Genomic DNA, 24392 nt, shown 5'->3' on the forward strand with positions numbered 1-24392 from the left:
ACTAAAAACTATGAAACTCGAAGCAGGTCGCATAGGAGGTACGGGAATGTTCAAATGGATAAGCTGGGCCGTTCGCACGGTCGTGACGGCCTTGCTGCTCAGCTTCTTGTGCATATGGACGACGGGATACATCGTGAACAGCTATATGGAATCGGTGCTCAAGCAGCTTCAATTGCCGCTGGAGGTGCAGCCGCTCGCCCTGTCGGGCGTCTGGGGCACGCTGTGGGGAGCGGAACGACCGCCGGAGAAGGAGGCCGCCGAGGCGATGCCGAGGGCGTCCGAGGAAGCCCTCGGCGGGAACTTCTCTCCGCAGCCGACCCCCAACGGCGGAGAGGACGCCGCGGGAAGCGGGACGGACGCGGACGGGACGGAGGAAGACGGGGCCACCGACGAGCCGAGTCCGCCTCCGGAGCCCGCCGGAGGCGAGCCGCTCGGGGAGGAAGGGGAGGTGCCCGGCGATTCGGTGCCGGTATTCGGCGGCGATTCGTCGCTGGGACAGCAGCTGACGGATAGCCAGAGGCAGTCTCTGTATGCGCTGGTCGTCTCGAAGCTGAACCCGGAGCAGCTGCGGCAATTGTCGAATAGTCTGCAGGACGGTTTGACGGCGGACGAGCTGGCGGACATGCAGGCTATGCTGCAGTCGGCGCTGACGGAAGAGGAGTATGCGCAAATGATGACGCTGCTGCAGGGGGAGCCGGCGCAGGCCGAATAGGCTCTGCATTCGGGGATAAAACGCTTACGGAAGCATGGGGAGCCGCCGCTGTCAACCGGCGGCTATTTCCATTTTTCATAATTCTAATCCGCCCAAACGGTTGATAGAGTCCTAAGACCTATGCTAAAGTGAGGTACATGCAATTGCCATAACCGGGAAGATGAACACCGAAAGCAAGGAAAAGGGGAAGATCATGGCCGATTTTAGGGGAACAGATCGGATCCGGAAAATCCTTGCCGCAATGCGGCAAACCTTCCGGTTCGTTCGATTCGCGCACAGGAATGGGAAGACAGGGACGAAATCAACGATACTCGGGACTTCACCCATACGCAAATACCGCAAGCCGATCATCATCGCCGCATGCAGCCTGACCTTCGTCCTCGCGGCCGGCGCTCTAGGATTCAATTACGTGGAAGCGAACAAGGTAGATTACTATAAGGTTCTGGTCAACGGAGAGCTGGCGGGAGAGGTCAGCAGTCCGGATAAGGTCGAGGAGCGGATCGCGGCGAAGGCCGAAGCGCTGGCTCGAGCCGACACCCCCGCACAGCTGGTGCTGAACGACAATCAGGTCACCTACACGGCTGAAAGGGCTTACAAGAAGAAGACCGACGACGAAGCGACGCTGAATCGTCTCGAAGGCATGCTTCAGACGCACGCCGTCGGCGTGAAGGTCGTCGTGGACGGCGAGGTGGTCGGCATCGTCCGCGACGAGGAAGCCGCCAAGAAGCTGCTGCAGCGGGTGAAGAACAAGTATGTTCCCGCCAGGCTCGTAGCCAAGCAGGGCGATACGGAAGTGCGCTCGCTGTCGATGAGCGCCGCCGCGGCGGAGCCCGAGACGGAGGCGGAAGCCGACGACAAGCCGAAGCGGATCGTGACCGCCGTATCCTTCGCCGAGAAGGTCGAGACGGTCGAGGAGCGAATCGACGAGTCGCAGCTGTCGGATCCGGAGGAATTGTTCAAGACGCTGACCGAGGGCGAGCCGATCCCCCGGAAGTATACGGTGAAGAAGGGCGACTGCATCGGCTGCATCGCGGCGAAGCTGAATATTTCCGAGGAATTGATCTATAAGAACAACACGTGGATCAAGAACGATTTCATTAAGGTCGGCGACGTGCTCGATCTGTCCGAGGAAGAGCCGCCGATTCTGAACGTCAACTCCGAGGAAGAGGTCACCGAGATCGAGGTGATCGAGCCGCCGATCGAGTATCAGAAGAGCGATTCGATGAAGCTTGGCCAGCAGAAGGTGATCAGGGAAGGCACGGAGGGCAGCCAGCAGGTTACCTACCGTCTGCTGAAGCGCAACGGCGCGCTGATCGAAGAGGAGCAGATCGCCCGCAAGGTGCTGAAGGAGCCGGTTCCGACGATCATCATGAAAGGCACCAAAGTCATTCGCGGCGAAGGCTCCGGCAAATTCGCCTGGCCGGTCTCCGGGGCCAAGATTACGAGCTACATGGGAACCCGGTGGGGACGAATGCACAATGGCATCGATATGATCGGCAAGAGCAACATTATGGCGGCTGACGAAGGCGTCGTCGAATTTGCCGGCTACAAGTCCGGCGGGCTCGGCAACGCGGTCATCATCGACCATAATAACGGGTTTAAGACCGTCTACGGCCATCTGAAAAGCGTCAAGGTGAAAAAGGGACAGATCGTGGAGAAGGGCGACGTTATCGGCATCATGGGCAGTACGGGACGCTCGACCGGCACTCATCTTCATTTTGAGATTCATCTGAACGGCAAGATCAAAAATCCGACCAGCTACTTATAACGTTCTAAGCAGCTCCGTCAGCGGCGATCCGCTCGGGGCTGTTTTCTATATGGCGACAGTCCGGCAGAATCGCCGATTCGTGCGGCGAAGCCTTCGCCGCGGGGAACGGAGCTTGTCCGGGGACGACGTCGACCTCGCGCTGCCATAAACTGACTTCCGCGAGACGCGCACTCCCCCGACATCCGCCATTGGGGTCTTGCCCGCGTTATGGTAAGATAATAGGAAGGAATAGCTTCCGAGAAGCGGGAGGCGGTGACGCATGCTGGGTAAAATTCTGGTCGTCGACGATGAACGGCCGATTGCGGATATTCTGAAATTCAACCTGGAGAAGGAAGGATACGAGGTCGTCTGCGCCTTCGACGGAGAAGCGGCGGTGCAGCTGGCGTTCGAGGAGGAGCCGGATCTGATCCTGCTCGATCTGATGCTGCCGGTCAAGGACGGCATGGACGTGTGCCGGGAAGTGCGCACGCGGCTGTCCACGCCGATCATTATGCTGACGGCCAAGGATAACGAGATCGACAAGGTGCTCGGGCTGGAGCTCGGCGCGGACGACTACGTGACGAAGCCGTTCGGGACGCGAGAGCTGCTCGCCAGGGTGAAGGCTCATCTGCGGCGCCAGCGCAAGATGGAGGCGGCCCGCTCGGACGAGGAAGCCCAGCCGGAGGCCGAGAGACAGGGCATCAGGCTGTTCAATCTGTTCATCGATACGGACATGTACGTCGTCTACAAGAACAATCAGCCGCTCGACCTGACGCATCGGGAGTTCGAGCTGGTTCACTATCTGGCCAAGAACAACGGCAAGGTGATGACGCGCGAGCATCTGCTCCAGGCAGTGTGGGGCTTTGAATATTTCGGCGACGTGCGCACGGTGGACGTAACGATTCGCCGTTTGAGAGAGAAGCTCGAGGACGATCCGAGCCGCCCTGAGATCATTCTGACTCGCCGCGGACTCGGATATCTGGTGAGAAATCCGAAGATGGCGGGCGGTTATTACGGATGAGAGGCGTTCGCTTGTTCCGCAGCATTCAGATTAAGCTGATTATGATGGTGCTGCTGCTCATCCTGATCGCCGTACAGCTCATCGGGGTGTACTTCATCAGCACGATGAAAACTTCGCTGATCAACTCCTTCACCAGCAATCTGAACAACCAGGCGAATCTGCTGACGACGATGCTGTCCACCTCGAACCCGAACAGCGAGGTCAGCCTGCAGGCGGGGGCGGAAGGGACGCTGAGCGCGTTGGTCAGCAACTTTTTTACGAACAGCGGCGCCGAGGTGCAGGTGCTGGACGCCGGCGGCAAGGTGCTGGCCACCTCAAGCAATCAACAATCCTATATCGGACGCAAAAATACGTCTCTCCTCGTCAGCAGGGCGCTCCAGGGGGTGCGGGACAACGAGGAAGAGATTATCGACGAGAACAACATCCGCAACAAGGTGATCGCCAAGCCGATCTTCAGCGGAGATAAAATCGTAGGCGCGGTCTACATCGTCGCCTCGATGAACGAGCTGTACCAGACGATGGAGAATATTAACCGCATCTTCGTGTCGGCGACGCTGATCGCGCTGGGACTTACGGCGGTGCTGGGAGTATTGCTCGCGGGAACGATTACTTCCCCGATCAAGGCGCTGACCCGGCAGGCGGGAGCGGTGGCGGAGGGCCGGTTCGACGAGCGGGTGCCGGTGTTCGGCAAAGACGAGATCGGACAGCTCAGCGTCGCGTTTAACGAGATGACCGACCGGCTGAGCGATGCGCTGGCGGTTAACGAGGAAGAGAAGGAGAAGCTCGCTTCGATTCTCTCCAACATGAGCGACGGGGTGCTGGCTACCGACGAGGTAGGCAGCGTCATCGTCACCAATCGCCGGGCGCTGGCGATGCTCGGCCTGAAGGAGCCGAAGGACGGCATGACGCTGTCGGCCGCCCTCGGTATCGGCAAGGAGCCGATCGCGGAGACGCTGCAGGGGAAGGAGTCTTCGCTGCTGCTGAATCTGGAGTCGGACGAGCAGAGCCAGATTTACCGGGTGACGCTTACCCCGATTCGGCGCAGGGACAAAGGCGTGTCCGGGGCGATCGCGGTGCTTCAGGACGTCACGGAGGCGGAGAAGCTGGAGCAGTCGCGCAGGGAGTTCGTCGCGAACGTCTCGCACGAGCTGCGAACGCCGCTGACGACGATCAAGAGCTACGCCGAGGCGCTGGACGACGGGGCGCTGGACGAGCCGCCTCTGGCCGACCGGTTCGTCGGGGTCATCCGCAGCGAGACGGAGCGAATGATCCGCCTCGTGACCGATTTGCTGCATCTGTCCCGGTTCGATTCCCGCCGCAACCAGCTGATTCGGCAGCATATCGACCTGCTTGACATGCTGGAGGAGGTCGTCGACCGGTTCTCGTTCCAGCTGAGGCAGAAGGCGATCACCGTATCGGTCAAGGTCGAGGAAACGCAGAAGAAGGTTTGGCTCGACCGGGACGGCATCGACCAGGTGCTCGACAATCTCGTGTCCAATGCGATCAAGTACACGCTGGACGGCGGCTCGATCGATATTACGGCCAGCACGAGCGAGGCGGGACAGCTGGCGATCGCGATCAAGGATACCGGGATCGGCATTCCGAAGAAGGATCTTCATCGTATCTTCGAACGGTTCTACCGAGTCGACAAAGCGCGCTCCCGGAATATGGGAGGTACGGGATTGGGACTGTCGATTGCCCGGGAAATCGTTCGCGCGCACGGCGGCACGATCGCGATCGACTCCGAGATCAACGTCGGAACCGTCGTCACGGTACAGCTGCCGATCGTGCCGGAAGGAAGTGAGGGCCCATGATCGAAAAAGGGAAATCGGTGCTGCTGTTCCTGCTGGTGATCATGAGTTTATACCAGAGCTATCTGCTGGCGTACAGCAAGCCCTTCATGGAGGCAAAAGTAAAGACCGAGCTGAGCTACGTGAAGACGGAGCCTCTCGGAACGGAGCTGCAGGCCAAAGACTTGATCTTCCCGGAGCAGCTCGTCGTTCATCTGGGCGAGGACAAGCACACGGTGTTCTACCCGAGTACCGTTCCGTATTACAACCTGATTCTGGACAAGCTGCGGAGCCGCGAATTCAAGAGCCTGCAGCGGGATTCGGTGAATTCGGTCGACTGGGATCAGATCGCGCGGGAAAACCAGGGCATCGAGCTGAGGTTCGGCCGGGCGATTCCGTTCGAGCTGCTGCAGCGGGTGTTCAAGATCGACGGAGACTTCCTGTTCTATCGCGATTCGATCGACCGGATCTGGATCTATACGAGCAAGCTTCGGGACGAAGTCCGAACCTACTTCTTCAGCTCCGACGGACGCAGCGTCTACGAAGCGCAGAAGGCCGACCTGACCGTGGGCGACGTCGAGGGCTATGTCGGCTTCGGTCAGTATTGGGATCCGTACACGATCTACGGGGAGGATCTCTACATTCCCGAGAAGCCGATCACCCGGATGCTGGCGATGGAAGCGTCGTTCGACCGGTATACGACCGAGCAGATGCAGGACAATCTGTTCTTCGATTCCAGCAGCGCGCGGGCGATTCCGAACGGAACGTTCTATACGGACAACAAGCGCTCGCTGAAGATCGAGCAGGAAGGGAACTGGCTGTCCTATAACGACCCGGTCGCTCCGACCGAGGGCGCCGACGAGCTCGTGGACAACGTGATCGCCGCCGTCGGATTCGTGAATCAGCACGGCGGCTGGAATTCCAAGCATGCGCTGGTGAAGGGGACGGACCCGGTCAAGGACAGCGCGAATATCCGGTTCCAGCAATATTATCGGGACATACCGGTCGTATCGGGAGCCGCGATGAACTTCGGCTACATGCAGATGACGCTTCAGCAGGGGCTCGTCACCTCGTATGCGCGGTCGCTCATTCTGATGAATCAGGAAGTGTCGAACAAGACGCCCCGGCAGCTTCCCGCCGGCAGCGAGCTGCGCGCGGTTCTGAAGAGCGTCGAAGCGACCGGCGGGAGAATCGAGGCGCTGTTCCCGGCCTTCCGGCCGGAGCTGAAAGAGGACAAAATCGTCCTCAGACCGGTATGGGCGGCCCGGCTGGCAAGCGGCGAGGTGGTCATCGCCGCCGATTCGGCCGCGGTTGAGGAGAAGCCGCCGCAGAGCTGACGGGATGGGGATTCAATTTGTGGAAGGAGGAGCGGGATGGACTGGAGACGGGCCAAGAGCGTGCTGATCGTATCCTTTTTGGTGCTGAATATCGTCTTGGGCTATCAGCTGTGGATCGAGTGGCGCGAGCGGCTGAACACGACGGTGAACTGGACGTCCCTTCCTCCGGAGACGATCCAGTTCATGCGCGAGAACAACATACAGGTGGATGACAACGCCAAAATTCCGACGGAGACCCCGAATATGCGGGAGATCAGCTACACGTTCAAGCAGCGCTCGGATCACGGCATCGGCGGACGCAAGGAGATCGTATCGCCGCCGGAGACGCGCATCGTGTTTGACGAGGAGCTGGTGAAGGTGCTGGGGGGCGTCATCCCGGAGCTGGACAAGTACGCGCTCGACCAGCAGGGCAGCCGGGAGGGCTCTTACTTCGTTTTTAACCGGATAGAGGAGGGCTGGCCGATGTTCGACATCCACCTTCGCCTCTATTATAGCGATCAGCGAATCCGGGCCTACACGCAGGATCTGATCGAGATCAAGCCGCTGGCCGGCGCCAAGGAGCAGCAGGTGCTTCCGGCGGCCAAGGCGCTCGCCAAGGTGATCGAGCGGAACCTGCCTTCGGGGTCGGTCATTAAGGAAATCCGGCTCGGGTATCATGGGGAAATATTCGACGAGCTGGACGAGCAAGTTTCGACGCCGTCCTGGAGGGTTTTGCTGGAAAATGGCGAAGAAGTGTATTACGTGAATGCGATCAGCGCCGAAGTTACGGTAGAGAAGAACGACGCGTTCGTTAATCCGTGACGCGCTAACCGAGGAGAAACGGCGGAAGCCGGGGAGAGGAACAGAAAGCGAATATGGGACTTCGATTCACCGTGCTGGCCAGCGGGTCGACCGGCAATGCGACCGTCGTAACTACCGATGCGGCGAGCGTACTGGTCGACGTCGGACTGAGCGGCAAAAAAATAGAAGAGCTGATGAGGGAAAGAGAAATCTCGGGACAGGAGCTCGACGCGATCCTTGTGACGCACGAGCATTCCGATCATATTCGCGGGCTGGGAGCTTTCGCCCGCAAGCATCGGCTGCCGATCTACGCCAACGAGAAAACGTGGGGAGCGATGCGGAAGGCGGTGGGCGAAATTCCCGAAGAGGACCGGAGAATTCTGCCGACCGACAGCGTCATGGAGATCGCCGATCTGAGAATCGAATCGTACGCCATATCCCACGATGCGGCTGAGCCGGTCGGATACTGCTTCGAATCCGGCGGCGCGAAGCTGAGCCTGGCGACGGATCTCGGATACGTGAGCGACAAGGTGATGAGACAGCTGCACGATTCGGACGTGATGGTGCTGGAATCGAACCATGATGTCGATATGCTTCGAATGGGCCGGTATCCGTGGAATACGAAGCGGCGCATACTGGGCGACATGGGGCATCTCTCCAACGAGGCGGCCGGCGAGGCGCTATGCCGTCTGCTGACCGGGAGGCTGAAGCGGGTCTACTTGGCCCACCTGAGCCAGGAGCACAACTTGATGGATTTGGCCAAACTTACCGTGAATACAGTATTAGAGAACAATGGGTTTTTCTATCATAAGCACGAATTCGCGCTTTGCGATACTTATTACGACCGGCCTACGCCATGGGACACGGTCGGATGAGAAGCTATAACAACAGCTGACGGTTCAGCTCGGCCTCCATCTCCGAGGATTTCTCGCGGATCTCCTCCGCGGTCAGAAGCCCTTTCTCGACAAGCAGCTCGATCAGCGTGCTGAGGGCAAGCAGCTGCTTGTAGTTATCCTGCTTCATCTCGGACACCTGGGAAGCCAGATCGAGGAACCGCCAGCCGAATTCGGCCGTTTTCATTGGATCATCTTCCTTTCTTTACATGTGATAGATGAGAGGAAATCACTTGCTTGTCCTCTTCGATTCTATTACTATTCTAGTCAAAACCGTAAGAAACATTCCTATGAATTCGCAACGACAGGATTAGATTTGCCGCAATTAGCTAGAATAGAGAAGAGACAGTTTGCAGCCGAGAGAGGGAGCGAGCGCTTCCCAAGAGAAGGACGGTGCTGGGCCATGGGTTTGTTCGATGACGATTTCTATTCCACGCGAGTCAGGCGGCGCTCGCGTTCTTGGCCAGGCTCCGGATCGAAGCCGGCCAGATTCCGCGCGGGGTCGACGATGAAGATTGCGATGATCTCCTCGCTCTCCAGCTCCGTCCTCGTTGCGGCGCTGTTTCTTGCGTTCGGCGGAGGAGGGGGAAGCCCCGAGCCGGCGGCGAGACCGGCGATCGTCGAGGGGCCGGCGTACATGGAGACGTCGGAGAGAATCATCTCGGCTTCCGAGAAGGTGCGTCCGGCCGTCGTCAGCATTATCAACTTGACGACGCAGGCGCTGGAGCTGCAGGAAGCGGGAGATTTCGAGGAAGGCGAGCTGCCTTACAACACGAGCATGGGTTCGGGCGTCATTTTCCAGAAGAAGGACGGCAAAGCGTACATCTTCACGAATGCGCACGTCGTCCAGGATGCCGGAGAGGTTCGGGCGGTGCTCGTGAGCGGAGAACAGAAGAAAGCGAAGATCGTCGGACAGGACGTCGTTACCGATCTGGCCGTGCTGGAAGTGAGCGCGGACGGGATCGATTCGGTCGTGGAGCTGGGCCGTTCGGAGCAGCTGCGCGTCGGAGAGATGGTCATTGCGGTCGGCAATCCGCTCGGCTTCGGAGATTCCTTGACACAGGGAATCGTCTCCTCGACGAAACGGGTCATTCCGGTATCGATCAATCAGGACGGCAACTACGATTGGGAGCAAGAGGTGATTCAGACGGACGCCGCGATCAATCAGGGCAACAGCGGCGGAGCGCTCGTCGACCTGAACGGGAGGCTGGTCGGAATCAACAGCATGAAGGTGGCCGAGCGAGGCGTCGAGGGCATCGGCTTCGCCATCCCGATCGATCAGGCCCTTCCCGTGCTGAACGCGCTGATGGAGAAGGGCAAGGTGTCGCGGCCCTACATGGGCGTCTATACGATGAACCTCGCTCTGTATCTGGACAGTCTGGAGATGAGAGGACTGGACGATCCGGAGGAGAGCTGGCAGGAGGACGAGGGCGAGACGGACGGCGAGGCGTTCGTGCCGGCGGAGCCGGTCGTTCCGGACGGGGTGACCAAGGGCGTGATCGTGCTCGAGTCGGTCGGGCCGTCGCTGGAGGCCGGATTGGAGTTCAACGATATTATCGTGGCGCTGGACGGTACGGCGATCGGCAGCACGCTGGATCTTCGCAAATATTTGTATAACTCCAAGAAGATTGGGGAATCGATGAAGGTAACCTTCTATCGGGACGGAAAGAAACAGACGCTTGACCTGAAGCTCTCGGAGAAAAAGGAAGAGCAGGAGTAGCCGGAGAGAATGAAGAAGCAGAAGCTGCGTGCGGGAAGGGACTAACGGAATGTACTGCGTATGTCGTGAACATGTGGAACTGGCCATCGATAAATTCGTGGACGAATATGAGGACGCCCCGGATCTGGTAAATCTCGGGACGACGACGTTCTCCGCCTGGACGCCGCCCGATTGTTGCGAGTGGTGCGAGCATCCGGCGGAAATATTGGTCGTGTAGATCGCATCGGCCGGAAGGAACGGAAGGAACGCGCTGCAGCGGCAGAGGCGTTCCTTTTTTTCTGCGGTTGACCTATTGGCCTACTTCAGATGACTGGAGTCTCTCGGAGTAAAGAGTGTACGAAAATAGCGGTTGTTTTTATTCGTCATGACCTGCCCGTCGAAGCTGCTCGCGTAACGCTGAGGTGCGAGAATGGGTCAGTCGCCGTTTTTTTACATGTCCGCCGCCGACATTGATAATCGTTATCATTGTGCTAAACTGGTCATAAAACAGGCCGCTAGGCGCGAAGCCAGGGCTGAGGGAGGCAGGAGCATGAATCTGCACGGTCACGTCATGTTTTGGAACGATGCGGCTCTCCAGCTGCACAGCGTCGGCAAGTACGTTCTCCGTCCGGGGGAGCGTCTGAACGGCTACCGCCTGCCCGCAGGGGCGTTCCTGTACGTAGCTCGCGGCAGCGCGAGGATCCGGCTGGGCGGGGCGTCGTTCGCGGCGCAAAGCGGCTTCGTCTGCCATGCCGGCTGCGGCGCCGATCTTCAGATCGGGCGGCCGGAAGGAAGGCTGGAGTACTACCTGATCGGCTATCAAGCGTACCGGGCCGAGCCGTCCGCCGGTCAGCCGTCTCCGATGCGCCTGCCCGGCGATCCGTTCCGGACGCCGTACGGCTTCCAGCCGCGCAATCCGATCCCGCTGCGCCTCCAGGCCGAGCGGATGCACCAGCACTGGCAGCAGGACGGGGCGCTGGAGCGGTTTCGCGCCAAGGCGATCTTTCATCAATTCGTCTATGAGTTGCTCGGCGAGCTGCTGGCCAGGGAGGAAGGAGCCGAGACGGACGACCCCGTCGTTCGAGCCGTTCGCCATATCGGAGCCCACTATGCCGAGCCGCTGACGCTCGAGTCGATCTCCTCGCTGCTGAACTGCACCGGACGGCAGCTGCAGCGGCTGTTCAAGGAACGGCTGCGGATCGGACCGATCGAATATTTGATCCAGCTGAGGGTGGACAAGGCGAAGACGCTGCTCCGTCAGACGGACGCCCCGCTGAAGCAAATCGCGGAGTCCGTCGGATACGAGGACGGCTACCACTTCAGCCGCCTGTTCAAGAAGTACGCGGGAATATCGCCGGGTCTGTACAGAGAGCAAGCCGGAGAGCAAGAAGGGGAGCGGCGTCGCTATCTTCCATCCCGCTCGTCGCGATCCGCCATTGCCGGCTCCGAGCAGCGGAGCTATAGTAGCCTTGGAAGCTTCGCCGGCAAGGACCGGTCAATTCCGCATCTGAGAGGAGATTGGATCCCGGCTCGGAAGCCGGAACGAATCGTCGTTTTGGACTACCAATATCTCGATCACCTGACCGCGCTTGGGGAAGCTCCGGTCGGCAGCGTTATCGGGACGAGCGATCGCGCTTCGTTCCCTGCTTATCTCGCCGACCGGACGTCCGGCATCCGGGTGCTCGGCACGAAGGAAAATCCCGATCTGGAAGCGATCCTCGCCCTGCAGCCGGATCTGATCGTGTGCACGAGGTTCCAGGAGGATCTGTACGACAGACTGTCCTTGGTGGCGCCGACGCTGATGTTCGACCGGAACGAGGACTGGCGCTTCGCGCTGCTGAAGATCGGCCGAATCGTGGGCAGGACGGGAGAAGCCAGAGCGCTGATCGAGCGGCACCGGAAGAAGCTCGAGAAGCTGCAGGCGGCGCTGGCCGACCTTCTGGCGGGCAGAACCGTCGCGCTGGTGCGGCCTCGCGACCGGATGATCCGGCTGCACACGACGGCCCATCGGACCGCGGAGCTGCTCTACCGCGATCTGGGCTTGACCGCGCCGGGGATGACCGTCAGGGCGCGCGACACAAGCCTCGCGATCTCGCTGGAGGCGCTGCCTGAGCTGCGCGCGGACCATCTGTTCGTGCTGGAGGACGACTCCAATCTGGGGCTGGCCGACGAGTTCCGAAGCACGCCGGTCTGGCGAGCGCTGGACGCGGTGCGCGAGAACCGGGTGTATACGGCGAACACGACGTTGTGGGTCGGCTATTACGGACCGATCGCCGTCGATCGGGTGCTGGACGAGGTCGCCGCGGCGCTGCTCAGACCGGCGACATAGCGGATGCGCGAATAACGGCAAGGAGGCGACGGGGACGGGACGCTGCCTCCTTTTTGGGCATGACGCGAACGCGCGCGGAAGCCGGAACCGATTCCATCAAGGGGGAGACGGATACATGACGGCCCACACTGAACTGACCTCTGCGGAAGCGGAGGCGCTATCGGGAAGCTTCGGTCTGCTGGCCGGGCTTCCGCCGGACTCTCCGGAGCGCTGGCCGTGTCTGGACTTGCTCGACGAGGCGCGATGCGCCGCCTACCTGGATCGGCTGGCGGCGACGCTGCCGTCGCCGTCCCGGCGGATCGCCGCCTCGCAGTTCGCCAAGAGATACGCTTTTGTCGCGGCGGCCCCGGTGCTGTATGCGATGACGGCCTACGGGAAGGGAGTGAGCCTGGAGATCGGAAGCTGCAGCCTGGACGCGTCGCCGGGACGAATCGGACGAATCCGGCTGCTGGCTCCGGAGGCTCGGGTAACCGAGCCGGAGGCGGGGACGCGCGAGGCTTGGCGCAAGACGCTGGTCGAGACGCTGTTCGCCGGACATATCGCGCCGATCTGGCGCACCGTGTCGAAGGTCGCGAAGATCCCGCTTCCGATTCTGTGGGAGAACGCCGCGGTCCGGGTGTACTCGTTGTACGAGAAGCGTATGGCGGCTACGGCGGACGCCCGAACGCAGCTTCGGCGGACGGAGGATTACGACTACCTGGTTCGCCGCGCGCCGGGAAGCTCGTTCGGGGAGCGGGTCAATCCGCTGGGGCGGTTCTTCGGAGAGGAGGGCCGGCCTTTTCCGGCCGGGGAAGCCGGTGGCGTTCGCATCCGCCGAACGTGCTGCTTGTACTATCGGGCGTCCCCGGATGCGGAATACTGCACGACATGTCCGAAGCTCGGCTCCCCCGGCGTTCCGTCCCCGCGCTAGCTTCGGATCCGGCGGCCCAAGACCGGCATTCGGCGGAAAGGAACGTGCCGTCCCGTTGGAAATGTGGAAACGCAATCTGTTCATCCTGTACGCGGGCCAGTTTCTGGCCATGGCTTCCACCAGCTGCGTCGCTCCGTTCCTCCCGCTCTATTTGCAGGAAATGGGGCTGACCGACCCGGGGCAAGTGCGTTGGTGGACCGGAATGATCTACGGCGGGAACCTGCTGACCGCGTTCCTGTTCTCGCCGATCTGGGGCCGGCTGGCCGACCGCTTCGGACGCAAGCCGATGCTGATCCGCTCCGGTCTCGGGATGGCGGTCACGATAACGCTCATGGGCTTCGCAACGGATCCCGTTCATCTGCTGCTGCTGAGACTGGCCAACGGAGCGATCGCGGGCTTCAGTCCCGCCGCCGTCGCCTTGACGGCGGCTCAGACGCCCAAGGAGCACAGCGGGTACTCGCTGGGCGTTCTGCACTCGGGCGCGGTGGCCGGTACGATGTTCGGCCCTTTGCTCGGAGGGGCGATGGCGGATCGATGGGGATTCGCCGCCGTCTTTCTGTTCATCGGTTCGGGCATCTTCGTTGCCTCGCTGATCGTCATCTTCTTCGTACGCGAGACCTTCCGGAAGCCGGAAGCGAAGAAGGGGGGCTCGTTTCTGCGGGATCTCCGAACGATCGCCGGACGCAAGCCGATTCCTTCGCTGCTCGTATCGGGCGCGGCGATCCGTATGGCCGCGGTAGGCACGCTCCCGTTCATCCCGCTTTATGTGCAGCAGCTGGCAGGGCCGGACGCGGACCATCTCGTGCTGATGGCCGGGGTTACAGCCGCGGCGATGGGCCTGGGCAATATGATCTCGGCTCCGCGGCTCGGCAAGCTGGGGGACCGCATCGGCTCCCGCTACGTCCTGTTCGGGTCCGTCGCCGGGGCGGTCGTCTTCCTCGTCCCGCAAGCGTTCGTTCAAGAGCTGTGGCCGTTCGTCGCGCTGCGCGCGCTGACGGGAGCCTGCCTGGGCGGCATGATGCCGTCCGTGAATGCGCTCATGCGCCATTACGCGCCGGCCGGCATGGAGAGCCGCAGCTACAGCTATCTGAACTGCGCGCTGTTTCTCGGCGGTATGATCGGGTCCGTCGGCATGGGCGCCGTCTCGTCGCTGTTCGGCCTGCCGATGATCTTCATCGGGTCGGCCTTCCTGCTGCTTATGAATGCGATCTGGATGAAAGCTACCGTTCTCAAGCATGACCCATCGCCAAGAATCGAATCGCGATGAGTTCGAAAGGAGGAAGCGTCCATGACGGGCCGATCCGAATTCATGTCGCGGCTTGCCGGTTATCTGTACAAGCTGGAAGAGGTGCAGCGCATCGCGCCAGGCGGCGTTCGTCCGCTTCGCGAAGCCGAGATGTACGGCCTGCTGCTGTTCCGGGAAGCGCAAGGGAGCGTCTCGATCGGCGGGCAAAGCTATTCTCTGCGACGAAGCCAAATTTTCCTGCTGCCGCCGGGCGCCGACGTCCGCTGGTCCGTTCCGCCGAACGAACGGACGGAAGGCTACGACATCCGGTTCCGCGCGCTGCAGCCGACCGGCGACGGACATTTCGTCCCCGCGGAGCTCGACTGCCCGGTAGAATACGAGGCGGCGTACGTCGCTTTCGACAGAGTCGAAGAGATGGAGAAGATGCGAGGCAGCGGCGGGCCATGGAACGATATGAAGGCGAACATTTTGTTTCAGGAGCTGATTGCGGAGCTGTTCCAGGACGCGGGCCGGGAACGCGCGGAGGATCTTGGGGACGCAATCCAGAGGACGCTGGACTACATGAAGAACCATTACCCGCTCTATATCACGCGAGAGAAGCTGGCCGATATGGCGGGCGTAAGCGCCGACTACTACTCCAAGGCGTTCAAGAAACGGCTTAACAAAAGCCCGATCGAGTATTTGACGGACATTCGCATCGCTCAGGCGAAACGGCTGCTCGCGCAATCCGGAGAATCGCTGCGTTCGATCGCCCAGCGCGTCGGGTTCAGCGACGAATTCTACTTCAGCCGCAAGTTCAAGGCCGAGATCGGCTGCTCGCCCAGAACGTACGCGCTCCAGCTGCGCAGGCCGCCTTCGAGCGGCTGAATCCGCAAGGAGACCGCCCGCACCGGAATTGTGCAAAAAAGTGAACGGAATATTCCATGTTCACCGGAGCGCCTTTTTTTATAATTAGTAATGAGAATCAATATCAATTGAAAGACGCATCATGAGGGAGGAACCGGGAGTGGTCAGATTTGGAAAGCTTCCGCTGCTGATGGCGGCGGTGTTGATGGCGTTGGCGATAGCCGGATGCGGCGGAAAACAAAACGAAGGGGCGGCGTCCCCGCCCGCGCAGTCCGAGCAGGCGTCGCCGGCGTCGTCGGAGGAGGCGCCGACGCCCTCGGCTTCGGAGACGGCGGCAGGCGAAGAGGTCAGAACGATCGAGCACGCCATGGGGACAACCGAGGTGAAGGGAACCCCCGAGAAGGTGGCTACGCTGTTCCAGGGCGCGACGGACGCCGCTCTTGCGCTCGGCGTCAAGCCGATCGGAGCGGTGGAGGCCTGGATCGAGCAGCCGTGGTACAACTATATCCGCGATCGGATGGAAGGAGCCGCGAATCTGGGCTCGGAGAATCAGCCGGACCTGGAGCAGCTCATCGCGCTTAAGCCGGATGTTATCGTCGCATCCAAGACCCGGCACGAGAAAATCTATGAGCAGCTGTCGGCGATTGCGCCTACCGTTATGACGGAGGAAGTGCATATCTGGAAGGATTCGCTGGCGCTGACGGCCGCCGCGCTCAACAAGAAGGACGAGGAGGCCAAGTTTCTGGAGGACTGGAACGCCAGAGTCGCCGAGTTCAAGGAGAAGATGGGCGACAAGCTGAAGCTGGAAGCGGGAATCGTCGATTTCCGCGTCGACCATGCGAGAATCGTGTTCACGGGCTACTCCGCGCTGGTGCTGGAGGAGCTGGGCATCGCTCGTCCGGCGAATCAGACGGGCGAGGACTGGGGCGTGCAGCTGACGTCGAAGGAAAACATTCCGCAGATGGACGCCGATCTGATCTTCGATCAGACGAGCACGTCGCGGGACGACGGAAGGCTGGACCTGAGGAAGGAATGGAGCAGCCATCCGTTATGGCAGAACCTGCGCGCGGTGAAGAACGATCGCGTCTTCGAAGTGGACACGGCGGTGTGGAACAACGGGTCCGGCCCGCTGGCGGCGCTGGAGATGCTGGAGGATCTGTACGAAATCTATGAATTGAAATAGAGATCTAGCTGGAGAGGCTGCCGACCGCTCATTCGTCGGCAGTCTCCTTTCCTTGTCTCCCGGACAGGCCCCTGAGGCCATCCGAAACGAAGCAAGAAGGAGGTTTCCCTTGGTATCGCTGCTATCTCGGGGCTCTTCGAAAGCTCTGGGCCTTATCGCCGTTATGCTGCTGCTGCTGTTTTGCTTCGCTCTGAGCGTCGTTCTCGGCACGACGAAGATCGGCCTGCAGGCCGCCTTAGAGTCGTTCCTGCGCTACGATCCGAGCTCCACCGAGCACGTGATCATCCGGACGACGCGATTGCCCCGCGCCGTGTACGGGACGCTGATCGGAGGGAGTCTGGCCATCGCCGGAGCGCTGATGCAGGCGCTGACGCGCAATCCGCTGGCGTCCCCGGGCATCTTCGGAGTCAACGCCGGGGCGGTGGCCTGCGTCGTGCTTGCGCTGACGTTCCTGCCGATCTCCTCGATGAGCCAGCTCGTAGGGTTCGCCTTTCTGGGCGCGGCGATCGCTTCCCTGACCGTCTACGTTCTCGGGTCGCTGGGAAGAGAGGGATTGACGCCGATGAAGGTTGTGCTGGCCGGGGCCGCGATGACGGCGCTGTTTACCTCGATCACCCAAGGCATGCTTGTGCTGAACGAGTCGGGCTTGCAGAGCGTGCTGTTCTGGCTGGCCGGCTCCGTCGCCGGCAAGGAGCTCGACGGGCTGTATCCCGTGCTGCCCTACATGCTGGGCGCCGGCGCCGCCGCGCTGGCGATGGCGCACTCCGTCAATCTCATTGCCTCCGGAGAGGAGCTGGCGAAGGGACTGGGCCAGCGGACGGCGCTCGTCAAGGGCGGGATCGCGATTGCGGTCGTCCTGCTGGCGGGAAGCTCGGTTGCGGTCGCCGGGGCGATCGGCTTCGTCGGTCTCGTCATTCCGCATATCGCCCGCTATCTGGTCGGCGTCGATTACCGCTGGGTGCTTCCGTACAGCGCGGCGCTGGGCGGCATTCTGCTGCTGCTGGCGGACATCGCCGCCCGCTTCCTGGTGATGCCCGGAGAAATTCCGCTTGGCGTCATGACGGGGCTGGTCGGAGGGCCGTTCTTCGTGTATATCGCCCGCAGAGGGCTTCGAGCGAAAGGGGGAAGGACATGAACCGGTGGAAGAAAACGGCGAGCCTGCCGGACGGGCAGGCTCGCTCCCCTCGAGCAATGACGCTGAGCCGCCTTCTCGCGCTGGCCGTCGCCGCTGTCCTCGTCTTCTTCATCGGCATCGGGCTCGGGAACCAGAATACGGGCTTTCCCGAGGTTGTCCGCACGATGTTCGGCTACGGAATGCCGGAGCAGGCTCTCGTCCTGAACACGCTCAGGCTGCCCAGAGCGCTGGTCGCCGTGCTGGCCGGAGCCGCTCTTAGCGTAGCGGGCGCCATTCTCCAGGGAATTATTCGCAATCCGATGGCCTCCCCCGACATCATCGGGATTACCGGAGGCGCGTCGTTCGCGGCAGTGGCGTTTATTACCTATCTCGGAGGAACGGTCAGCATCAAGTGGCTTCCCGCAGCCGCCTTCCTGGGAGCCGCGGCGATCTCGATCGTCATCTACGCGCTGGCCTGGAGCCGAGGCGTAAGCCCGACCCGACTCGTGCTGATCGGGGTCGGCATATCGGCGATCACCGGCTCGCTGACGATGCTGATGATCGTGCTGAGTCCGGTCAAGGCGGCCGGTCAGGCCTACGTCTGGATGACGGGGAGCGTCTACGGCTCCTCCTGGGGGGACGTCTATTCCGTGCTGCCCTGGGTGCTCGTGCTGATTCCTCTGGCGTTTTATTTGTACCGGCATCTTAACGTTCAGGAGCTCGGCGACGAGGTGGCGACCGGGCTCGGATCTCCGGTGCAGGCCCACCGGTTCATGCTGCTGATGATCAGCGTGGCGCTGGCCGGAGCGGCGGTCGCGGTCGCCGGGGCGGTCGGCTTCGTCGGCCTGATCGCGCCGCATATCGCCCGGAAGCTGGTCGGACCTTCGTTCGGCGGGCTGGTGCCGGCGGCGGCGCTGATCGGCAGTCTGATGGTGCTCGTCGCCGACACGATCGGGCGTACGGCGTTCCTGCCGCTGGACATTCCCGTCGGCGTCTTTACCGCAGCGGTCGGCGCCCCGTATTTTATCTATCTGCTGTACCGGAGCCGGCACTCGAGCTGATTTACAGACGGGCGCGGCTGATCGCCCGGTTAATTACCTCGGACAGCACGAGCCCCATCGCGATCGCGCCGGAGATCATGAAAGCCTGCATCCCCAGCTGCAGCGCGGCGTCGAATTCGCTCTCCACCGCGCTGCGCATCGCGTTATAGGCCAGTCCGCCGGGAACGAGCGGAATGATGCCCGATACGGTGAAGACGATCACCGGCATCCGGAACAGCTTGGCCATGATCTGACTCAGCACCGCGACCCACCCCGCGGAGATCAAGGCGGCGAACGCGGCGTTGATCGCCTGATCGGTCAGAACGGCGTAGAGAATCCAGCCCAGCATGCCGACGGCGCCGCATTGGACGAGGGCGCGCTTCGGCACGTTGAAGATCAGGCCGAAGGCCGCAGAGGCGATAAAGCTTGTCGCCAGCTGTTCGAGAACGATCGTCATAAGGCGCCTCCTCCATAGCTCCACACGGACAGGGCGACCGCAATGCCCGCGCCGATCGCCGACGCGGTCAGCAGCGCTTCCGCGCCCTTGGACAGCCCCGAGACCAGATGGCCGGCCATTAAATCGCGCACGGCGTTCGTAATGAGCAGCCCGGGCACGAGCGGCATCACCGAGCCGATAATCATCAGGTCGAGATCATGGCCGAAGCCCGCGCGGACGAACAGAATCGACAGCCCCCCGATCGTCGTCGCGGACAGAAACTCGGCGAAAAACCGAACCGGCACCCAGCGGTGCAGAACGAGCAATAACGCAAATCCGACGCCTCCGGCCAGCATGGCGGGGACGAAATCGTTCCAGCCGCCCTTAAACATGATCAGGAAGCAGCCGCTGGCTACGGCGGCCGAGACGATCTGCAGCCAGTCGGGATAGACGACGCGCGCCGTCTCGATGGCTTTAAGCTGAGCCAGCGCTTCGGCCGGGGTCAGCTCGCCGGCGCCGATCCGCCGGGAGACGTCGTTCACTTGGGCGACCTTGTGCAGATCGGTGGAACGCTCGGAGATGCCCGCGAGCCGCGTGACGGGATTCGCTCCCCCGACGGAGAAAAAAATGCCGGTCGGCGTCACGAAGCTCTGCGAATCGGAATAGCCGCACGCGGCGGCGATCCGATTCATCGTCTCCTCCACGCGCTGCGTTTCCCCGCCGCTTTTCATGATGATTTTTCCCGCTAACAGACAGAGCTCCGCGGTCAAGTGGTGCTGAGGATTCGTCAAGTTCGTCAAGTTCGTCAAGTTCCGCTCTCTCCCGCTTTTCTTTTCTCTCTTAATTATAGCGGAATATGCGAGAGTAGCGGCTGTGTCGTTCCGGCAAGACAGTTAAAAAATTGAAATTATTTTTCCATAGCCCGTTGACAGTGTTCGGGGGCGATGGTAAAGTGACAAATATACTTTGAATGAACGGAAAGGGGGTTGCGGAAATGAGAAATCATCACATGGAAATCTTGCTCGCCGATCTGGGCGGAGCTGTTGAATTTCATTCCCGTAACCCTCTCGCGAACGACCGCTGAAGTCGGAAGAATGGCGGATTCTTCTGATCATAGGCGGCGGGGCGCATGGTTACGCGACGTAATCGTGCGCCTTTTTTATCGCTTCCGGAGCAGTTGCGGCAGTCTGGGACAGTCGGCATAAGCTCCGTAAGCGGCGGGGGAAGGACTCTTCCCTGAAGGCGTATCGCTTGCGGCGGTAGGCCTTTTTTGTTCTTCATGCAGAGGGGTGTGAAAGCATAGATGTTTAGCGTGTTGAAGAAGTTAAGCTGGTTTTTCAAATTGCATTGGAAGAGATATGCGATCGCGCTCGTGCTGCTGGCGATCGTCGGCGTGATCGACGTCCTCCCGCCCCGTCTCATCGGAATCGCCATCGACGGCATCTACGACGGGACGATGACGGGGCCCGGTCTCGCCCAATTGCTGTTGTTCTGGGTAGGGCTGACCGTTGCGAGCTATCTGCTGAGCTACGTCTGGTTCGTCAAGCTGTTCGGCAGCTCGTTCGTGCTGGAGCGGACAATGCGCTCGAGGCTGATGCGGCATTTGATGAAGATGAGCCCGACGTTCTACGAGCGCAACCGCACGGGAGACTTGATGGCCCGGGCGACGAACGACCTCGGGGCGGTGTCGGTGACGGCCGGCTTCGGCATTATGACGCTGATTGATTCGACGCTGTTCATGCTGACGGTGCTCGTCATGATGGCCGGTCTGATCAGCTGGAAGCTGACGCTGGCCGCGCTGCTGCCGCTGCCGATTATGGCGCTGCTCATGCAGCACTTCGGCGGGAAGATTCACGATCGCTTCATGAAGGCGCAGGACGCTTTCGGCAGCTTGAACGACCAGGTGCTGGAGTCGGTGTCGGGCGTGCGCGTCATCCGGGCGTTCGTGCAGGAGCAGGCGGACCGCAAGCGATTCAGCGATTCGACGGACAACGTGTTCGATAAAAATATCCGCGTCGCCAAGATCGACGCCCTGTTCGAGCCGACGGTGAAAATATTGGTGGGCTGCAGCTACCTGATCGGTCTGTGTTACGGAGCGGCGCTCGTCTTCCGGGGAGAAATTACGCTCGGCGAGATGGTCTCCTTCAATATGTTTCTCGGCATGCTGATCTGGCCGATGTTCGCCATCGGCGAGCTGATCAATATTATGCAGCGCGGCAATGCCTCGCTCGACCGGATTAACGAAACGCTCGGGTCGAAGCCGGACGTGACCGAGACGGAAGCTCCGGTCGCGCTAGAGGTGCCGGAGACGATCGCGTTCGATCGCGTGACGTTCCGTTACCCCTCCTCGTCGATCGACAATCTGGTCGACGTCTCGCTCACGCTGCGGAGGGGGCAGACGCTTGGCGTCGTCGGTCGGACCGGCAGCGGGAAGACGACGCTGCTGAAGCAGCTGCTCCGCGAGTATCCGACGGGCGAAGGCCGGCTGACGCTCGGAGGCGTACCGATCGACGAAATCGAGCTGAATCGTCTGCGCGCCTGGATCGGTTACGTCCCGCAGCAGCCGATTCTGTTCAGCAAGTCGATCCGGGAGAACATCTGGTTCGGCACGACGGAAGAAGCGGGCGACGAGGAGCGTCTCAATCGGGCGCTGGAGCTGGCCTCCTTCCGCAAGGACGTGGCCTTCCTGCCGGAAGGGCTGGAGACGCTCGTCGGCGAGAAGGGCGTCGCGCTGTCCGGCGGACAGAAGCAGCGGGTCAGCATCGCGCGGGCGGTCATCGCGGACCCGGAAATCCTCATCCTCGACGACTCTTTGTCGGCGGTCGACGCCAAGACGGAGACGGAAATTCTGGAAGGAATCCGCACCGAACGCGCGGGCAAGACGACGATTATAACGACGCACCGGCTGTCCGCGGTACAGCATGCGGACTGGATCGTCGTGCTCGACGAGGGCCGAATCACCGAGGAGGGCACGCACGAGCAGCTGCTTAAGCTCGGAGGGTGGTATAAGGAGCAGTACGACCGGCAGCAGCTCGCGGCGATCGTGGAGAGTTGATGCGGCGCTGCTCCGGCACAGTACGAACGTGAAAGAATAGAGACGGATAGATCAAGTTAACGAAGAAACGTGGGTGAACGAAACCAATGGGCAATACGGGCAAACGATTATTCCAATACGCCTGGGGATTCAAGAAGCCGATATTGATCGCGCTCGTCCTCCTCTTGCTGGCGGTCGCGGTCGACCTGGTCGGTCCCTTCCTCGCCAAGCGGCTGATCGATACGAACATTATGGGCATCGAGAAGCCGTGGTACGAGACGCAGGCGAACGGGAAGAATGCGGTCCAATACGGGAACGGCTGGTATAAGCGGGAGGATCATTTCTCCCCTGGCGAGGCCAAAGGCCGCGAGGTTCGGGTGCTGCAGTCCGGGAGGAGCTATTACTTCGTCGATGCGGCGGACGTTCCGGACAACGGGAAGCGGACGTTCGAGGGCGGCGAACTGATGGTGACGGCCGACGACGGCTCGACGCTGCACTATCCGGCGGTGCCGCTCTCGAAAGGCGAAGTCTATGAATTTTACCGTCCGGAGTTTCGCAGCATCTTCCTGCTGGCGATCAGCTACGTCGGGCTGCTGCTCGTCGGCGCCGTACTCGTCTACTGGCAAAGGCTGCTGCTGCAGGTGACCGCGAACCGCATCGTCCGGAAAATGCGCAACGACGTCTTCCGGCACATTCAACGGCTGCCGGTGCAATACTTCGACAACCTGCCGGCGGGCAAGGTCGTCTCCCGAATTACGAACGACACGGAGGCGATCCGGGAGCTGTACGTTTCGGTGCTGGCGAACTTTTTCTCCGGCATTATCAACATCGCGGCCATTCTCGGAGCGGTTTTCTTCCTGGACGTGAACCTGGGCCTCATCGCCCTGCCGTTCATCCCGATTCTGTACGTCTGGATCGTGATTTACCGCAAGTTCGCGGCCAAATACAACCATGTCATCCGCTCGCGCCTCAGCGACATTAACGGCATGATCAACGAGTCGATCCAGGGGATGCCGATCATCCAGGCTTTCCGCAAGGAAAAGGAGACGATGGGCGAGTTCCGCGTAATGAACGACGAGTACTTCAAGTACCAGAACAAGATGCTGTCGCTGAACGCTGTCACCTCGCACAACCTGGTCAACGTCTTCCGGAACGTTCTGTTCATCGTCGTCGTCTGGATGTTCGCGGGCTCATGGCTGGGGGTAGCCGTTACGGTCGGCGTGCTGTACGCGTTCATCGACTATATGAACCGGATGATGCAGCCGATCGTCGGAATCGTCAACCAGCTGTCCAACCTGGAGGTCGCGCGGGTGTCGGCGGAGCGCGTGTTCATGCTGCTCGACGAGCCGGGCGTCGAGGTGTCCGACAGCCGGATCGAGCGTTACCAAGGAAACGTCGAGTTCAAGGACGTGACGTTCGCTTACAAGCCGGGAGAGGATGTGCTGAAAAATATTTCGTTCTCGGCGCGCCAAGGGGAAACGGTCGCCCTTGTCGGGCACACGGGCTCGGGCAAGAGCTCGATTCTGAACCTGTTGTTCCGCTTCTACGACGTGGAACGGGGATCGATCTCGATCGACGGCGTCGACGTCCGGGAGCTGTCGAAGCAGGAGCTTCGGCAGCATATGGGCATCGTGCTGCAGGACCCGTTCCTGTTCACCGGAACGATCGCTTCGAACGTCAGTCTGGGCGATCCGTCGATCTCCCGGGAGAAGGTCGAGCAGGCGCTTCGCGACGTCGGCGCGTACGAGATGTTCATGCAGCTGCCGGGAGGTCTCGACGAGCCGGTGATCGAGAAGGGCAGCACGCTGTCCGCGGGCCAGCGGCAGCTCATCTCCTTCGCCCGGGCGCTGGCGTTCGATCCGGCGATTCTCATTCTGGACGAAGCGACGGCCAGCATCGACACCGAGACGGAGGCGATCATCCAGGCGGCGCTCGAGGTGCTGAAGCGCGGCCGCACGACGTTCGTCATCGCGCACCGGCTGTCGACGATCCGCGCGGCCGACCAGATCCTCGTTCTTGACCGCGGCAGGATCGTCGAACGCGGCAACCACGACGAGCTGATGCAGCAGGGCGGCAAATATTTCGCGATGTACCAGCTGCAGCAAGGCGCGGCCGAGGGCGTGGCGTAATGAAGGAAAGAGGGAAGGACCTGTTCGGCGCGGCGGCCGGCGGGCTTCCTTCTTTTTCGAATGGAGATCGTGACGGAGGCGGGTGCAAGCACCGCTACGATAGCGACTTCAAAATAATGAGTCGGTCTATCTTGGCAAACCTTGCC

22 protein-coding genes are annotated in these 24392 nt (G+C 61.1%); 18 read left to right on the forward strand and 4 right to left on the reverse strand.

Annotated elements, in window-relative coordinates:
- The first annotated feature begins 46 nt into the window (after nt 1-46).
- From ACFO3S_RS24215 to ACFO3S_RS24245, 7 genes are all read left to right on the forward strand, one after another.
- Nucleotides 47-712 (forward strand): hypothetical protein, encoded by a 666-nt coding sequence (locus ACFO3S_RS24215; RefSeq protein WP_378101343.1) that lies wholly within the window; start codon nt 47-49, stop codon nt 710-712.
- A 193-nt stretch (nt 713-905) separates the two neighbouring features.
- A complete protein-coding gene (locus ACFO3S_RS24220) occupies nt 906-2480 on the forward strand; it encodes a peptidoglycan DD-metalloendopeptidase family protein (RefSeq protein ID WP_378101344.1) in 1575 nt (524 codons plus the stop codon).
- A gap of 259 nt (nt 2481-2739) precedes the next feature.
- A complete protein-coding gene (yycF, locus tag ACFO3S_RS24225; RefSeq protein WP_378101346.1) occupies nt 2740-3480 on the forward strand; it encodes a response regulator YycF in 741 nt (246 codons plus the stop codon).
- Nucleotides 3477-5294 (forward strand): cell wall metabolism sensor histidine kinase WalK, encoded by a 1818-nt coding sequence (gene walK, locus ACFO3S_RS24230; protein ID WP_378101349.1) that lies wholly within the window; start codon nt 3477-3479, stop codon nt 5292-5294. The genes yycF and walK overlap by 4 nt, the downstream gene beginning before the upstream one ends.
- Nucleotides 5291-6607, forward strand: a complete 1317-nt coding sequence (locus tag ACFO3S_RS24235) for a YycH family regulatory protein (RefSeq protein ID WP_378101352.1) — start codon at nt 5291-5293, stop codon at nt 6605-6607. Before walK ends, ACFO3S_RS24235 begins: the two co-directional genes overlap by 4 nt.
- A 36-nt stretch (nt 6608-6643) precedes the next feature.
- Nucleotides 6644-7408 carry a two-component system regulatory protein YycI gene (gene yycI, locus ACFO3S_RS24240; RefSeq protein ID WP_378101355.1) on the forward strand — a complete coding sequence of 255 codons (765 nt, stop codon included), beginning with the start codon at nt 6644-6646 and terminating at the stop codon, nt 7406-7408.
- Between the two features lie 53 nt (nt 7409-7461).
- Nucleotides 7462-8262 carry an MBL fold metallo-hydrolase gene (locus ACFO3S_RS24245; protein ID WP_378101357.1) on the forward strand — a complete coding sequence of 267 codons (801 nt, stop codon included), beginning with the start codon at nt 7462-7464 and terminating at the stop codon, nt 8260-8262.
- Nucleotides 8263-8266: 4 nt separating this feature from the next.
- On the opposite strand, the gene ACFO3S_RS24250 is transcribed toward ACFO3S_RS24245, so the two are convergent.
- A complete protein-coding gene (locus ACFO3S_RS24250; RefSeq protein ID WP_378101359.1) occupies nt 8267-8467 on the reverse strand; it encodes a hypothetical protein in 201 nt (66 codons plus the stop codon).
- 321 nt (nt 8468-8788) lie between these two features.
- On the opposite strand from ACFO3S_RS24250, the gene ACFO3S_RS24255 reads away from it, so the two are divergent.
- From ACFO3S_RS24255 to ACFO3S_RS24295, 9 genes are all read left to right on the forward strand, one after another.
- Nucleotides 8789-10000 (forward strand): S1C family serine protease, encoded by a 1212-nt coding sequence (locus ACFO3S_RS24255; RefSeq protein ID WP_378101361.1) that lies wholly within the window; start codon nt 8789-8791, stop codon nt 9998-10000.
- Nucleotides 10001-10049: 49 nt separating this feature from the next.
- On the forward strand, nt 10050-10217 hold the full coding sequence (locus tag ACFO3S_RS24260; RefSeq protein WP_378101363.1) for a CxxH/CxxC protein: 168 nt from the start codon (nt 10050-10052) through the stop codon (nt 10215-10217).
- Nucleotides 10218-10529: 312 nt separating this feature from the next.
- Nucleotides 10530-12308 (forward strand): ABC transporter substrate-binding protein, encoded by a 1779-nt coding sequence (locus ACFO3S_RS24265; protein ID WP_378101365.1) that lies wholly within the window; start codon nt 10530-10532, stop codon nt 12306-12308.
- Nucleotides 12309-12423: 115 nt separating this feature from the next.
- Complete coding sequence (locus tag ACFO3S_RS24270) at nt 12424-13218, forward strand: IucA/IucC family C-terminal-domain containing protein (protein ID WP_378101368.1); 795 nt, start codon at nt 12424-12426, stop codon at nt 13216-13218.
- A 61-nt stretch (nt 13219-13279) separates the two neighbouring features.
- Nucleotides 13280-14485 (forward strand): MFS transporter, encoded by a 1206-nt coding sequence (locus tag ACFO3S_RS24275; RefSeq protein WP_378101431.1) that lies wholly within the window; start codon nt 13280-13282, stop codon nt 14483-14485.
- A gap of 21 nt (nt 14486-14506) precedes the next feature.
- Nucleotides 14507-15331, forward strand: coding sequence for an AraC family transcriptional regulator (locus ACFO3S_RS24280; protein WP_378101370.1), 825 nt, complete (start codon nt 14507-14509; stop codon nt 15329-15331).
- A 139-nt stretch (nt 15332-15470) separates the two neighbouring features.
- Nucleotides 15471-16493 (forward strand): ABC transporter substrate-binding protein, encoded by a 1023-nt coding sequence (locus ACFO3S_RS24285; RefSeq protein ID WP_378101372.1) that lies wholly within the window; start codon nt 15471-15473, stop codon nt 16491-16493.
- A gap of 109 nt (nt 16494-16602) precedes the next feature.
- Nucleotides 16603-17628 (forward strand): FecCD family ABC transporter permease, encoded by a 1026-nt coding sequence (locus tag ACFO3S_RS24290; protein ID WP_378101375.1) that lies wholly within the window; start codon nt 16603-16605, stop codon nt 17626-17628.
- Nucleotides 17625-18668 (forward strand): FecCD family ABC transporter permease, encoded by a 1044-nt coding sequence (locus ACFO3S_RS24295; RefSeq protein ID WP_378101378.1) that lies wholly within the window; start codon nt 17625-17627, stop codon nt 18666-18668. Before ACFO3S_RS24290 ends, ACFO3S_RS24295 begins: the two co-directional genes overlap by 4 nt.
- Nucleotide 18669: 1 nt before the next feature.
- Here ACFO3S_RS24295 and ACFO3S_RS24300 read toward each other — a convergent pair whose 3' ends face one another.
- From ACFO3S_RS24300 to ACFO3S_RS24310, 3 genes are all read right to left on the reverse strand, one after another.
- The gene (locus ACFO3S_RS24300; RefSeq protein ID WP_378101381.1) at nt 18670-19104 is read right to left on the reverse strand and encodes a threonine/serine exporter family protein; all 435 of its coding nucleotides are present in this window, start codon (nt 19102-19104) and stop codon (nt 18670-18672) included.
- Nucleotides 19101-19883 carry a threonine/serine exporter family protein gene (locus ACFO3S_RS24305; protein ID WP_378101433.1) on the reverse strand — a complete coding sequence of 261 codons (783 nt, stop codon included), beginning with the start codon at nt 19881-19883 and terminating at the stop codon, nt 19101-19103. The genes ACFO3S_RS24300 and ACFO3S_RS24305 overlap by 4 nt, the downstream gene beginning before the upstream one ends.
- 107 nt (nt 19884-19990) lie before the next feature.
- Nucleotides 19991-20137 carry a hypothetical protein gene (locus ACFO3S_RS24310; RefSeq protein ID WP_378101383.1) on the reverse strand — a complete coding sequence of 49 codons (147 nt, stop codon included), beginning with the start codon at nt 20135-20137 and terminating at the stop codon, nt 19991-19993.
- Nucleotides 20138-20386: 249 nt separating this feature from the next.
- Here ACFO3S_RS24310 and ACFO3S_RS24315 point away from each other — a divergent pair, with 249 nt between their 5' ends.
- Both ACFO3S_RS24315 and ACFO3S_RS24320 read left to right on the forward strand, forming a co-directional pair.
- Nucleotides 20387-22138 (forward strand): ABC transporter ATP-binding protein, encoded by a 1752-nt coding sequence (locus ACFO3S_RS24315; RefSeq protein WP_378101387.1) that lies wholly within the window; start codon nt 20387-20389, stop codon nt 22136-22138.
- An 86-nt stretch (nt 22139-22224) separates the two neighbouring features.
- Entirely contained in the window at nt 22225-24246 is a 2022-nt protein-coding gene (locus tag ACFO3S_RS24320) for an ABC transporter ATP-binding protein (protein WP_378101389.1), read from the forward strand.
- Nucleotides 24247-24392: the final 146 nt, after the last annotated feature.

The sequence above is a fragment of the Cohnella hongkongensis genome (assembly GCF_042654645.1).
Classification (GTDB): domain Bacteria; phylum Bacillota; class Bacilli; order Paenibacillales; family Paenibacillaceae; genus Cohnella; species Cohnella hongkongensis.

Coding starts and splice junctions, on each gene's coding strand:
- ACFO3S_RS24215 (WP_378101343.1), top strand. CDS start 47: ATGTTCAAATGGATAAGCTGGGCCGTTCGCACGGTCGTGACGGCCTTG.
- ACFO3S_RS24220 (WP_378101344.1), top strand. CDS start 906: ATGGCCGATTTTAGGGGAACAGATCGGATCCGGAAAATCCTTGCCGCA.
- yycF (WP_378101346.1), top strand. CDS start 2,740: ATGCTGGGTAAAATTCTGGTCGTCGACGATGAACGGCCGATTGCGGAT.
- walK (WP_378101349.1), top strand. CDS start 3,477: ATGAGAGGCGTTCGCTTGTTCCGCAGCATTCAGATTAAGCTGATTATG.
- ACFO3S_RS24235 (WP_378101352.1), top strand. CDS start 5,291: ATGATCGAAAAAGGGAAATCGGTGCTGCTGTTCCTGCTGGTGATCATG.
- yycI (WP_378101355.1), top strand. CDS start 6,644: ATGGACTGGAGACGGGCCAAGAGCGTGCTGATCGTATCCTTTTTGGTG.
- ACFO3S_RS24245 (WP_378101357.1), top strand. CDS start 7,462: ATGGGACTTCGATTCACCGTGCTGGCCAGCGGGTCGACCGGCAATGCG.
- ACFO3S_RS24250 (WP_378101359.1), bottom strand. CDS start 8,467: ATGAAAACGGCCGAATTCGGCTGGCGGTTCCTCGATCTGGCTTCCCAG.
- ACFO3S_RS24255 (WP_378101361.1), top strand. CDS start 8,789: ATGAAGATTGCGATGATCTCCTCGCTCTCCAGCTCCGTCCTCGTTGCG.
- ACFO3S_RS24260 (WP_378101363.1), top strand. CDS start 10,050: ATGTACTGCGTATGTCGTGAACATGTGGAACTGGCCATCGATAAATTC.
- ACFO3S_RS24265 (WP_378101365.1), top strand. CDS start 10,530: ATGAATCTGCACGGTCACGTCATGTTTTGGAACGATGCGGCTCTCCAG.
- ACFO3S_RS24270 (WP_378101368.1), top strand. CDS start 12,424: ATGACGGCCCACACTGAACTGACCTCTGCGGAAGCGGAGGCGCTATCG.
- ACFO3S_RS24275 (WP_378101431.1), top strand. CDS start 13,280: ATGTGGAAACGCAATCTGTTCATCCTGTACGCGGGCCAGTTTCTGGCC.
- ACFO3S_RS24280 (WP_378101370.1), top strand. CDS start 14,507: ATGACGGGCCGATCCGAATTCATGTCGCGGCTTGCCGGTTATCTGTAC.
- ACFO3S_RS24295 (WP_378101378.1), top strand. CDS start 17,625: ATGAACCGGTGGAAGAAAACGGCGAGCCTGCCGGACGGGCAGGCTCGC.
- ACFO3S_RS24300 (WP_378101381.1), bottom strand. CDS start 19,104: ATGACGATCGTTCTCGAACAGCTGGCGACAAGCTTTATCGCCTCTGCG.
- ACFO3S_RS24310 (WP_378101383.1), bottom strand. CDS start 20,137: ATGAAATTCAACAGCTCCGCCCAGATCGGCGAGCAAGATTTCCATGTG.
- ACFO3S_RS24315 (WP_378101387.1), top strand. CDS start 20,387: ATGTTTAGCGTGTTGAAGAAGTTAAGCTGGTTTTTCAAATTGCATTGG.
- ACFO3S_RS24320 (WP_378101389.1), top strand. CDS start 22,225: ATGGGCAATACGGGCAAACGATTATTCCAATACGCCTGGGGATTCAAG.